At 42.5% G+C, this 11,623-nt stretch carries 9 protein-coding genes; 3 read left to right on the plus strand and 6 right to left on the minus strand.

The window, feature by feature from the left end:
• Positions 1-2 precede the first annotated feature (2 nt).
• Positions 3-2,123, plus strand: a complete 2,121-nt coding sequence (locus IZT61_RS02440; RefSeq protein WP_196099615.1) for a fibronectin type III domain-containing protein — start codon at positions 3-5, stop codon at positions 2,121-2,123.
• Positions 2,124-2,262: 139 nt separating this feature from the next.
• On the opposite strand, the gene IZT61_RS02445 is transcribed toward IZT61_RS02440, so the two are convergent.
• Both IZT61_RS02445 and IZT61_RS02450 read right to left on the minus strand, forming a co-directional pair.
• A complete protein-coding gene (locus IZT61_RS02445) occupies positions 2,263-4,098 on the minus strand; it encodes a UbiD family decarboxylase (protein ID WP_196099616.1) in 1,836 nt (611 codons plus the stop codon).
• Between the two features lie 207 nt (positions 4,099-4,305).
• Positions 4,306-4,785, minus strand: a complete 480-nt coding sequence (locus IZT61_RS02450) for a Dps family protein (RefSeq protein WP_196099617.1) — start codon at positions 4,783-4,785, stop codon at positions 4,306-4,308.
• A gap of 277 nt (positions 4,786-5,062) precedes the next feature.
• Here IZT61_RS02450 and IZT61_RS02455 point away from each other — a divergent pair, with 277 nt between their 5' ends.
• Together IZT61_RS02455 and IZT61_RS02460 are read left to right on the plus strand one after the other, a co-directional pair.
• Positions 5,063-6,568, plus strand: a complete 1,506-nt coding sequence (locus tag IZT61_RS02455) for a muramidase family protein (protein WP_196099618.1) — start codon at positions 5,063-5,065, stop codon at positions 6,566-6,568.
• Positions 6,565-7,206: a uridine kinase family protein gene (locus tag IZT61_RS02460; RefSeq protein ID WP_196099619.1), complete on the plus strand. Its 642-nt coding sequence runs from the start codon at positions 6,565-6,567 to the stop codon at positions 7,204-7,206. The genes IZT61_RS02455 and IZT61_RS02460 overlap by 4 nt, the downstream gene beginning before the upstream one ends.
• Positions 7,207-7,222: 16 nt before the next feature.
• Here the strand turns inward: IZT61_RS02460 and IZT61_RS02465 are convergent, their stop codons facing one another.
• The 4 genes from IZT61_RS02465 to IZT61_RS02480 all read right to left on the minus strand — a co-directional run bounded on the left by IZT61_RS02465 (position 7,223) and on the right by IZT61_RS02480 (position 11,264).
• Positions 7,223-7,951 carry a sterol desaturase family protein gene (locus tag IZT61_RS02465; RefSeq protein WP_230383823.1) on the minus strand — a complete coding sequence of 243 codons (729 nt, stop codon included), beginning with the start codon at positions 7,949-7,951 and terminating at the stop codon, positions 7,223-7,225.
• A 360-nt stretch (positions 7,952-8,311) separates the two neighbouring features.
• Positions 8,312-8,974, minus strand: a complete 663-nt coding sequence (locus IZT61_RS02470) for a CoA transferase subunit B (protein ID WP_196099620.1) — start codon at positions 8,972-8,974, stop codon at positions 8,312-8,314.
• A 204-nt stretch (positions 8,975-9,178) separates the two neighbouring features.
• Complete coding sequence (locus IZT61_RS02475) at positions 9,179-9,874, minus strand: CoA transferase subunit A (protein ID WP_196099621.1); 696 nt, start codon at positions 9,872-9,874, stop codon at positions 9,179-9,181.
• A gap of 298 nt (positions 9,875-10,172) precedes the next feature.
• Positions 10,173-11,264, minus strand: coding sequence for a PQQ-dependent sugar dehydrogenase (locus IZT61_RS02480; RefSeq protein ID WP_196099622.1), 1,092 nt, complete (start codon positions 11,262-11,264; stop codon positions 10,173-10,175).
• Between the last annotated feature and the right edge of the window lie 359 nt (positions 11,265-11,623).

Consider the following 11,623-nt stretch of genomic DNA (forward strand, 5'->3'; position numbering starts at 1 on the left):
AAATGAAACAATTGCTAAATATCATATTAACAATTACGCTACTGGCCGGTGTATCGCAACTGGCCCAGTCGCAACAAATAGATACTGCGCTTATCAATCAGCCCTTTAACGATAGTGCATCGGTACACATTGCGCTCAGGGCCATGTATACAGGAGATTCAGTACTGCTGCGTTGGGGGCCTACCAAAGCAGGCGCATGGTCACTGCTTAATCGCACCGGATATATTGTACAGCGTTCTGAATTAAACACGGATTCAACAGCGGCAAAGTGGATAAACCTTAGCCCAAAGCCGTTAAAACCACGGCCATTGGATGATTGGAAAAGGTTTGATAACGAAAGTAGCACAAATGATTACCCTTTGGTTGCCGCACAGGCCATTTACGGCAAGGATTTTGGCAACCAGCCGGCGGTAAGCCTGGCCGATAAAGCTGATGAACTAACCAACCGTTTCTCGTTTACCCTTTTGGCAGCCGATTTATCGTACGAAACAGCGGTATTTGCCGGATTAGGCTTTACCGACCACACAGCAGCGCCGGGAAAATTATATACTTATCGGGTTTTTGCAGCAGAACAGCCAAAAAACTATTTCCCAATAGATACGGGCTATGTTAGCCAACAAACTCAAAAAGACCTAAACGAAATAAAACCCCTTTGGGCGCTGGCCAATGAAGGAGAACATGTGGTTACACTTTCCTGGAGCAGGGCTGTTCACCAGGGTATATATACTGCCTTTTACATTGAACGATCGGACGATGGGAAAAGTTACTACCGGATTAATGATAAACCTTACCTACAATTTGATAATCCTGCGCTGGAGGCAGACAATGAAAACTTTACATTTGCCGACTCGTTGTCGAAAAATTACGTGCCCCACTGGTACCGTTTGGTGGGCATAAACAATTTTGGGCAGCTTAGCCAACCCAGCCCAGCCGTAAAAGCCATGGGTAGAGATAAAACACCGCCAAAGCAACCCGTAAACCTTAAAACTGCTATTTTGAAAGATGGTTCGGTAGAACTTACTTGGGAAGCCGATAACAACGATGCCGATTTGGCGGGATTTCTTATCGGGCGGAGTGCCGAAAACTCGCTAACGGGTTTCAAGCCATTAGTAGATAAGCAACTACCAAAAAACACCAGGCGGTATGTAGACACCGCACCTCGTACAAACGCCCCCAATTATTATATTGTGGCCGCTACAGATACCGCGAAGAATGCTTCAATTTCTATGGCAGCGCATGTGGCTTTTTTAGATAGCATACCCCCTAGTGCCCCTACCGCATTGAAGGCCGAAATAGATACCCTGGGCATTTTGAAACTTTCGTGGAAACCAAGCATTGAAAAAGACGTTAAGGGATATATTGTATCTTATGCGAACGACTCGACCCACTTTTTCACTTCTGCTGTAAAAGAAGCAATTCCTGACTCTACATTCACCGACTCGTTAAGCCTATCGACACTTACCGAGGATATTTTCTATCGGGTAAGGGCTGTAGATCATAACGACAACACCTCTAAAGAATCAGCGATACTTAAAGTAAAAAAACCAGATCGCATACCACCTGTAGCCCCCCAGTTTAGAGATTTTAAGGTCGAAGAAAACAAGGTAACCTTAATGTGGGTTCCAAGCAGTAGTGAAGATGTTGTAGTACATGAAATTTCGAGACGGGCGGAAGGAGTTGAAGCCTGGGAAAAAATTGCATCTTTACCTGTTGAAGCCATAAAAACGCAATTTGTAGATACCTTGTTTAAGGCAAATACGAAATATGCGTATAAAATACAGGCAACAGATGATGCAGGCTTACGTTCTCCTGAATCGGCAATTGTAAACCTACGTACACTGGCAAATTTGGTTGCCAAAGGGCCGAGCAGCTTCACGGTAACGCGATCTGCAAATGGCAATGCACTAATTAAGTGGACCTTAAAAGAAAGTGATGGCGTTCGCTGTGTATTATATCGGGCTGTAAATGGCGCTGCATTCGAAACTTTAGCAACCCTTAGTGATTCGGGTACACAATACGAAGACAAAAATACTGAACCCGGAAAACAATATGAGTATACTTGTAAATTGTTTTATCAGGATGGCAGGGTTTCGCCGTTCAGCGCCATCCGAAAGGTTAATTAAAAACCTAAGTTCGATTAATAAAAGTGTTTCTTTTCATTAATTTGATAGCATTCATGCCCAAAGTTCCATGATTGATGCCCAAAGCTAAGCGATTGATGCTCAAAGCCAGGAATAGCCGCTCCGGAGAAATAGCAAACAATTAAATCACTCCATGGAGCGGCATTCCGTTTTCTGCCAATTTATTTATTTTTGCTTCCACCGCTGCATCTCTGATCAACTCAGGTGCATGATGCGGTTTTTTCCTCGCATCAATAATCAGCGGCCCTTTGCATCCCCAATGTTTATTGATCGTAAAATCGTTAACGCCATAAATGTCGGCCGCCGGGTTGCTTCTGGTAAAGCTAACCCACACTAAATTATCAATATTGGCGGCAGTAAATTTGGCATCGTCGGCAATAATTATTAAGGGCAGGCCGCTAAGGTCTTGATCTATAAGCGAACTGTTAAGCAGCGCCATTTCTACAGCGGTTTTGTCGTGATTAATATATTTATCACATTCTAATACCATAATTCCGGGAATGGCAATTTCTGCCTGATAGCAGCCATCACCAAGTTTGAGGTTTTCGGGAACTTTTGCCCACAAATCGCGTCTCTTCTCCCCTGCTGCAGCGATTACCACTTTGGAGCCGCTATTTAAACCGTCGCCACTGTAATCGAGCGTATCGATGGTTGTGTTGGTGTAAAAATGAACGTCGCGGCTCAAGTCTACCCGTTGTAACATGTGGGTCAGAAAATTCTGAATACTATGCGTACTTAATTTTTCATCATCTTCTTTTGCCGCTATAAAAAGATATTTTGCCAGGCTGAGCTGGTTTTTGCCTAGAATGTGATTGGCAATGGTCAAGATTTCCTGCGGTCGGCGTTGTTTTAAGTAAGGTGTATAGCGTTCGCTGCCGATGGCAAAAAGCAAGGGATGAACGCCTGCTGCATCAACGGCATGCACTTCTTTTAAGCCGTGAATTTCTTGCGGAATAGCGCTGCCTGTAATTTCGTGAATTAAAGCGCCAAAACTGGTATCTTCTTGTGGCGGACGACCGACCACGGTAAATGACCAAATGGCATCTTTTTTATGGTAAACGTTGTGCACTTTCATTAAAGGGAACGGATGAGTTAAGCTGTAATAACCCAGGTGATCGCCAAAGGGCCCCTCGGGCTTATTTTCGTTAGGGTAAACCGTTCCCGTAATTACGAAATCAGCATCCGCAGAGATACAAAACCCTTCCTCATCGTAAAAATACCTGAAACGCCTGTCGCCCAGCGCACCCGCAAACGTCATTTCCGATAATCCCTCTGGCAAGGGCATTACTGCCGCAAGTGGATGCGACGGCGGCCCGCCTACAAATATGCTCACTTTTAAGGGCTGGCCGAGCTTATTTGCCTTCGACTGATGAACGCCAATGCCGCGGTGAATTTGATAATGTAAACCGATTTCCTGATTTTGAATATAATCGTTGCCCGCCAACTGAATGCGGTACATGCCCAGGTTGGCATTTAAAACACCCGGCTTTTCTACATCTTCAGTATAAACCTGCGGCATCGTAATAAAAGGACCCCCATCCATTGGCCAGTTTACAATTTGTGGCAAACTGCTGATGTTGGTTTTTAAGAATTTGCTTTTAGCAGATGGCGTTTTCATGGGCAATGCCGAGAGTGCCGACATGGCCGAACCTGCATATTTAAATGGATTTTTGAGCGCTTTTATCGGGTCGTTACGCAAGGCGACCAACTGTTGCACCTTTGGTAAGGTATCACGAAAGATAAATTTTGATCGTTCTAATGTGCCGAATAGATTAGACACCGCCGGAAAGGGACTTCCCTTCACATTTTCGAATAAGAGCGCCGGGCCTTTGTTTTCGTAAACCCGTAAATGGATGGCTGCCATTTCCAGGTGGGGATCTACCTCGTGTTTTATCCTGATTAAATGAGCGTTCTTTTCAAGGTCTGCTACGCATTCTGCTAAACTTTTATAAGCCATGGGCCAAAGATAAATAAAAAGCCAAAAAGCCCCACCGTTTGAAAGCCAGTAAGAGGGCTAATCTTTCTAATCCCTCCCCGGGGGGAGGGAGTGAACGGCAGTACTTTAATCCAAAGGTTCAACCACTTACTTTGTTTCCCGCTCTTCCGGAGAGGGACTTGCAGTAAAACAACATACGCTTCAATCTTTTATAGGGAGAGGCTTAGCTTATTTTTTTCCTGCGAAGGAACGTAACATCCAGGTGTTCTTTTCCTTAAACTGCATAAAGCGGTTTACCATGTCGTTTGAGCCATCATCGCCTGCATTGGCAGTAGCATCGAGTATTTCACGCTCCATTTCAATTAATTTTGCCATATCATCTAAAACGGCATCAACCATATCAAGATCTTTCATTCCGATGGTATCAATTTCCTGAATCTGCGATTCGCTGATGTAATCGGCAAAACGGCTGTGTGGTGGCTTGCCCAACGTTAAAACGCGTTCGGCAATCTCATCAATCGTTAACTGCGCATTAGTATATAATTCTTCAAACTTAACGTGAAGGGTAAAAAAGTTTTGTCCTTTAATATTCCAATGGCAACCACGCAATTTTTGGTAATGGATGTGGTAATTTGCCAAATAATCATTTAAAAGATCAACAACTGGTTTTACTTCTTTTTCGTTTAAGCTTATTTCTTTAGCGTCCATTTTATTTAGTTTATTTCTTGTGATATGCAAAGTAACAATTAAAATATATAAATGTTTTAATCTAAATACGCGTATTAAACAATACCTTAAATGTTAGTTCGTTTAATAACAATAACACAAAAGGTTAGCTTTTACAAATAATTGTGAATGAATAAAATACAAATTGGATCGGTTTTTAGCCATCGTTTTTTTGATAGCGACCGTTTGTTTGAACTTAATCCGTTAACAATATTATTCGTATAATTGCTTTCTTGACTTAGAAATTTATACAATTTAAATGCATAAAATATACTTAAGTGCTGTGGCTTTATTTGCTCTGAATATAGCAGCCGCCAAAGCAAACATAGCTAGAGATTCGATCGGTGTAGAGAATAATAATGGCAAGAAATTAATTGTTCATCAAATCGTAGCAAAAGACACCTATTATTCCATTGGTAGAAGATATAATGTTTCGCCCAAGGAAATCATGGCTTTTAACAACAATAAATACTTACAGATTGGTGTAATTATTAAGGTGCCGACCAATATTCCGTGGCAAACGGGCAGCGGTTCGGGGCCGGGCGATGAAACGGTTATTGAACATACTGTTAAGGCGAAGGAAAACCTGAACATGCTAGCCGAGAAATACGGAACCACCGTAAATGAAATTAAAAAGCTAAACAACCTTTCGGGAAATGGCCTGAGCATTGGCCAGCTATTAAAAATACCAGCTAAGAAGAATACAGAATCGGCCAATAACGAACAAACCGAAACCCGTACAGCAGCAACACCTAAAGACGATTCGGCTACGACCGGTGCAATGGTTGAACATACGGTTGCCCCTAAAGAATTTTTGGGCAAAATAGCCGAGAAATACGGAACTACGGTTGAAGAGGTAAAAAAAGCAAATCATTTAACGACTAACCACCTGCAAATTGGCCAGAAGCTGATTATTCCCGCTACAAAAAATGTTGATGAGCGTAAAGTGGTGAGCGTTGCCGAACAGGCACCAACCGAAACGGCAAAAGGAAACGATGTGGCCGGAAAGCACACCGTGTTAAGAAACGAAACTATTTTTACCATTGCCAAGCAATATGGTGTTACGGCTTATCAATTAAGAAAACTGAATAATCTGCCAGATAATGCGATCTCTATTGGTCAGGTTTTAATTGTACCCGGTGGCGTTGTTACCGATGTACAGGTACCGTTAGAGAAACAAGCAGAGCAGGCAAAGGAGGCGCCGGCAACAACAACGTCAACTTCGAGCGACGAAGGTTTTATCCATACAGTTGCCCGCGGAGAGAATATTTTCACGATTGCAAAAAAATATAATTTAACAGCCTATCAAATCCGAACTGCCAATAAGCTGGATGATAACACGATAAAGGTGAATCAAAAATTGATTATTCCGAAGCCGCCAGAGCCCCGCTCGGTAAATGAACAATCGAAAGCCGAACAGGTGAATGAGCCAGATAGCACTACGATTACTGATCCTAAGCTGCGCCGCGACCCAAGTGTTTACGGTTTGAGCCAAATTGAGGAAAAAGGAGCTGCAATGTGGATTGCCGATGCAGATTTAGACGGCAGCAAAATGTTGGTTTTACACCGTACGGCACCAGTTGGCAGGGTAATTAAAATTACTAACCCGATGACAAATAAAACGACTTTTGCGAAAGTGGTTGGTAAGTTTACTGAAAACGAATCGACAAAGGATGTTATTATTGTAATGACCAAAGCCGTTGCCGATTCTTTAGGTGCTTTAGACAAGCGTTTTTTCTGCAACTTAACTTATAGCGCTCAATGAGTTTAAACAAGAAACCTTTTATAATTGGTATTGCCGGAGGTAGCGGTTCGGGTAAAACATTTTTTTTAAACTGCTTTCTGCACCATTTTAAACAAGACGAGGTAACGTTGGTTTCTCAGGATGATTATTACATCCCTGCAGGGGAAATGACTCAGGAAGAAAACAAGTTGTACAACTTCGATCTTCCGTCGACAATTGACAGTGAGCAGTTTTTAAGAGACATCAAGCAACTGATTAACGGAGAAGTAGTTTACAAAAAGGAATATAACTTTAACAACCCGGTTGCGGTGGTTAAGATTCTTGAAATTAAGTCGGCTCCAATCATCATCGTTGAAGGCTTGTTTATTCTCCATTTTAAAGAAATTGCGGCCTTATTAGACCATACGATTTTTGTTGATTCGGAAGAGCAGATTGCACTGGATCGCCGAATTAAGCGTGATGGTTTGGAGCGTGGTTACCCCGAAGATGATGTGCTTTATAAATGGCACAACCACGTTGTTCCGGCATACAAAGAATATTTATTGCCTTACCGCGAGCAGTGTGATAAGGTGGTAATGAACAATACGAACGAACCGGATGAAATTATCGCTGTAACAGAGGAGATTTCAAACGATCTTCGGCAAAAATATTTTAGTTGATCGATTTTAGTAGTTTTTAGCCATCTGAGCGATAATTCAAGCTACTTTCCTGATCGGCCTTGTAATCTGGCTGCTCTTTTTGTGGCAAGGTTCGGAAAACGTAATCCAAAAACGTTGAGCTAACCCCGAAGCCTTTTTCGGGATATTTATAGTGATGTAAATGGTGGATTCGCCATAACGCTTTCAAATATTTGGGCGGCTTATAAGCATGGATGGCGTAATGCATTGAAACGTACATTAAATAGCCGGTTATAAAGCCGGGAAAATAGATAAGGCTGTAATGGCCTGTTCCGGTAAGGATGTAGCTAAATACGTAAAACACCGAAAATACAACGCCCGCAATAATTACACTGGGCAAGGGCGGCATAAACAGCCGCATTTTATCTCGCGGGTATTCATGGTGATTTCCGTGAAAAATATAGACAATCCGTTTGCCCATTTTTGAGGAAGCATCGAAATGAAAGAGATATCTGTGGGCCAGATATTCAAACAACGTCCAGCTAAACATAGCAAAAACAAACAGCCAGCCAATAGTAACGGGATCGATTTCAAGAACGCTGTGAGCGTAATAAACCATATATGAACAGAGGGGAATATACAGCCCGTAAATTACCCAGGGACGTGTTTTTGTTAAGCGCTCTAAGAAGTTGTTTGTAAATAATCGTGCTTGTCCCCTATTGTCAATTTTGTTGTAGCGCATCATCTTTCTCTGTTTGTTTCCGACAACTAATAAAACAAGTTTCATTTTTTGTTGGTTTTGTTGAGGTCGAAAAATTATGCGGCTGAGGTTGTTTTATATTTTGGTAAGCAGCGAAGAATTTGAGTTCATTTGTCTGCGGGTTGCGTCACTTCTTGTTGGCAATCCCTAAACTAAAGATCTCTCCACTGCGGTCGAGATGATGACAAACATCAGGTCAAAAGCGATGTCACAAAGATATGTCCACACCACATGAACTGCCAGACCGGGTGATGCGATGGTTACCAACTGCCGGAGCCTTGAAACATTCATGTGGTTTTTTATTCAAAATCTGCCAGTCCTGTCAGGAGAAATTAGAACTTAGGCTTATAAAACATGCTAAAACAACCGTGCTTGTATTTGAAGCAACTAATTTAGGCTGATTTCAGGGATTTCGCCTTCCACAATCAATTTGCCTGCGGTCGATTGCTTTATGAAATCGATGCTCACACCCGGTGCACGCTCTAAGAGTTTAAAACCGCCCTGCGGTAAAATAGCTAAAACAGCAAGTTCGGTAACGATTTTTTTGATGCATTTTACGCCAGTCAAAGGCAAAGTGCATTTGGATAAAAGCTTACTCTCCCCTGCCTTATTTACGTGTTGCATGGCAACAATAATGTTCTTGGCCGAGGCTACCAGATCCATTGCTCCGCCCATACCTTTCACCATCTTGCCGGGTATTTTCCAGTTGGCAATGTCGCCATTCTCCGATACCTCCATAGCGCCTAAAATAGTCAGATCTACTTTTTGCGCCCTGATCATGCCGAAGCTCATCGCTGAATCGAAAATTGATGAGCCGGGCAACGTGGTAATGGTTTGCTTGCCTGCATTGATGAGGTCAGCATCTTCTTCGCCCTCGACAGGAAAAGGTCCCATACCTAAAAGCCCATTTTCTGATTGAAGCACAATATTAATGTCTTTTGGAATATAATTGGCCACCAAAGTGGGTATGCCTATCCCGAGGTTAACATAATAACCGTCTTTTATTTCTTTAGCGATACGCTGGGCAATTTCTTCTTTTGAAAACGACATCTGTTTTGAATTATAGAATGAGTGAGTTTTGAATGAATGAATGAGCAAATATTGAATGAGTGAATTATTGAATGATAGAATTAGAGAATGATTGATTTGAAGAGTGAGTGGTAAATATACCTTTGACTTAAGACTTGAGACTTTGGACTCCCGACTCCCGACTCCGAACTCCCAACTCCCAACTCCCAACTCCCAACTCCCTACCTACTTCCTAACCGTTCTTTGTTCTATTCTTTTTTCGTAGTTGTTGCCCTGAAAAATTCGATGCACGTAAATTCCGGGTGTGTGGATATGATCGGGATCCAATTCTCCGGCCTCAACAAGTTCTTCTACCTCAGCAATGGTGATTTTGCCAGCCATGGCCATTACCGGATTAAAATTTCGGCTGGTGGCCCTGAATATTAAGTTTCCGGCGGTATCACCTTTCCACGCTTTAACAATGGCAAAATCGGCATCAAAAGCGTATTCCATCAGGTAATCCTTTCCATTAAAATTGCGGGTTTCTTTTCCCTCAGCAACCTCCGTACCCACTCCGGCAGGAGTAAATATGGCTGGCATTCCATAACCCGCGGCCAGGCATCGAGTGGCGAGTGTGCCTTGGGGAATCAAGTCGACCTCGAGCTCACCACTCAATAGCTGTCGTTCAAATTCTGCATTTTCGCCTACATACGATGAGATCATTTTTTTTACCTGCCGCTGCTTTAACATCAGCCCGATACCGAAATCATCAACGCCGGCATTGTTAGAGATACAGGTAAGATTTTTAACGTTTTTTGTTACTAAGGCAGCAATGCAATTTTCGGGTATGCCGCACAGGCCAAAACCGCCGAGCATAATGGTAACACCGTCTGATAGATCTTTAATGGCCTCATCGGCACCCGATACTACTTTGTTTATCATTTTACGAATTTTTGGTTAGTTCGCTAAAATAACAATTGCCTTTAAAATTTGTGCATGTTTACCTTTAAATCTTTCAGGAATGATTTTTAATTGGATTTGTTCTAAACAAGGCTTACCTTTGTTTTGCAATGATTTACGAGAGAGACGAAGCAACATTTATCCTACCCACCGACCCTGAGTTTCAAAAAGGCATGGGATATATTTTTAGCTGCACAGCAGAGCACAAAAAATGTTGCGAAAAGTTTAAAAAAGGTAAGCGCTGCAAAAAGTGCCCCGCCAATAAAAAGAAAAAATAAAATTATTTTGCAATCTCCACGATTTTATCGTCACTTCCATTGCTTGTACAGATGTAAATCTTTCCTTCCGGCGATTGACAAACTGCCCTGATCCTTCCAAAACTGTTTACATAAAAATCTTTCGTTTCCGCTATCTGCGTTTGGTTATCGTTCAGCTTTAGCTGCATCAATTTTGTCCCTTTTAATACCGCGAGTAACAACGAATTTTTAAATTGTGGAATGTAATCCGAATTATAATAAGTCATTCCGCTTGGGGCGATGGTTGGTGTCCAGTTAATTAACGGCTCCGCTACGTTATTGCCCGAACAAAATGTCTGCTCGCCCGGTTCGTTGCAGAAACCTTTTATGTTTGGCCAGCCATAATTTCTTCCTTTTTCGATGATGTTGATTTCATCGTCAGAATCGGGCCCATGCTCCGACGAAAATATTTTCTCTCCTACCATGGTCAAACCTTGTGCATTGCGGTGCCCTAACGACCATACCGGACTGCCGGCGTATGGGTTATCTGTCGGAATGGTGCCATCAAGATTTATTCTCAAGATTTTCCCCGCCAGTGAATTTCGATTTTGAGGTAACGATGTATCGGAGGCATCACCTGTACTGATAAACAGCTTCCCTCCGCTGATCATCAGGCGTGATCCGTTGTGGATGGAAGATCCGGGAATTTGATCGAGTAATATTTGTGGGCTTGACAGTGTTCCGCCAGCATAGGTGTAGCGAACTACTTTGGCTTTGTATGCACTTCCGTAACCATAAATAACATACACGTATGGATTTGTGGAAAAATCGGGGTGTAATGCCAGTCCCAATAATCCGCCTTCGCCGTTTACGCGAACATCGGCGATGGTAAGCACTGTACTTACCTGACCGTTAGCGGGATTTAACCGGCTGATTTTACCCGCCTTTTCTGTAAACCAAATGAAGTTATCAGGTCCATAAACGATTTCCCACGGAAAGGACAGGCCCGAAGCCAATACTTTTGTTTTAAGTGCTACATCGGGCAATGTTCCGGGTTGGTCATTACCGCCGCTGGTGTTTTTTTTGCAGGTTGCTGTCAATAACACGGCAAAAAGGCAGATCAGGATTCTTTTCATAACCTTGGTGATTTTATAAACAACACACTTAGAGTAAGTTGGTTTTAAAATTGTTAAGAAAACCGCTGGTTGGGATATCTGGCGCAGGTGTTTCGGTTGCGCACATTAAATTATTCATCGATAAACTTGTCTATTATCATAGCGAGACGCTACGACTAGGGTGTTGTTTTTCAAAAGAATGCGCTAAGAAGCGTCGTCATTTGGAGCGCAGCCGAGAAATCTTTATCCAAGGTTTAAAGATTTCTCCTCCGTAGGAGCTCCTACGGCGCACTTCGATCGAAATGACGATTTTGAATTGTTCCGAAAAACGTCAATGGTAGTTTTGATTGTTCAGGAAAAAGATTTAATACAAGTCCTAA

It is taken from the genome of Pedobacter endophyticus, from assembly GCF_015679185.1.
Lineage (GTDB): Bacteria > Bacteroidota > Bacteroidia > Sphingobacteriales > Sphingobacteriaceae > Pedobacter > Pedobacter endophyticus.

Bases quoted from the DNA above. Each gene is read 5' to 3' on its own strand.
- IZT61_RS02440 (WP_196099615.1), top strand. From the start codon at position 3: ATGAAACAATTGCTAAATATCATATTAACAATTACGCTACTGGCCGGT.
- IZT61_RS02445 (WP_196099616.1), bottom strand. From the start codon at position 4,098: ATGGCTTATAAAAGTTTAGCAGAATGCGTAGCAGACCTTGAAAAGAAC.
- IZT61_RS02450 (WP_196099617.1), bottom strand. From the start codon at position 4,785: ATGGACGCTAAAGAAATAAGCTTAAACGAAAAAGAAGTAAAACCAGTT.
- IZT61_RS02455 (WP_196099618.1), top strand. From the start codon at position 5,063: ATGCATAAAATATACTTAAGTGCTGTGGCTTTATTTGCTCTGAATATA.
- IZT61_RS02460 (WP_196099619.1), top strand. From the start codon at position 6,565: ATGAGTTTAAACAAGAAACCTTTTATAATTGGTATTGCCGGAGGTAGC.
- IZT61_RS02465 (WP_230383823.1), bottom strand. From the start codon at position 7,951: ATGAAACTTGTTTTATTAGTTGTCGGAAACAAACAGAGAAAGATGATG.
- IZT61_RS02470 (WP_196099620.1), bottom strand. From the start codon at position 8,974: ATGTCGTTTTCAAAAGAAGAAATTGCCCAGCGTATCGCTAAAGAAATA.
- IZT61_RS02475 (WP_196099621.1), bottom strand. From the start codon at position 9,874: ATGATAAACAAAGTAGTATCGGGTGCCGATGAGGCCATTAAAGATCTA.
- IZT61_RS02480 (WP_196099622.1), bottom strand. From the start codon at position 11,264: ATGAAAAGAATCCTGATCTGCCTTTTTGCCGTGTTATTGACAGCAACC.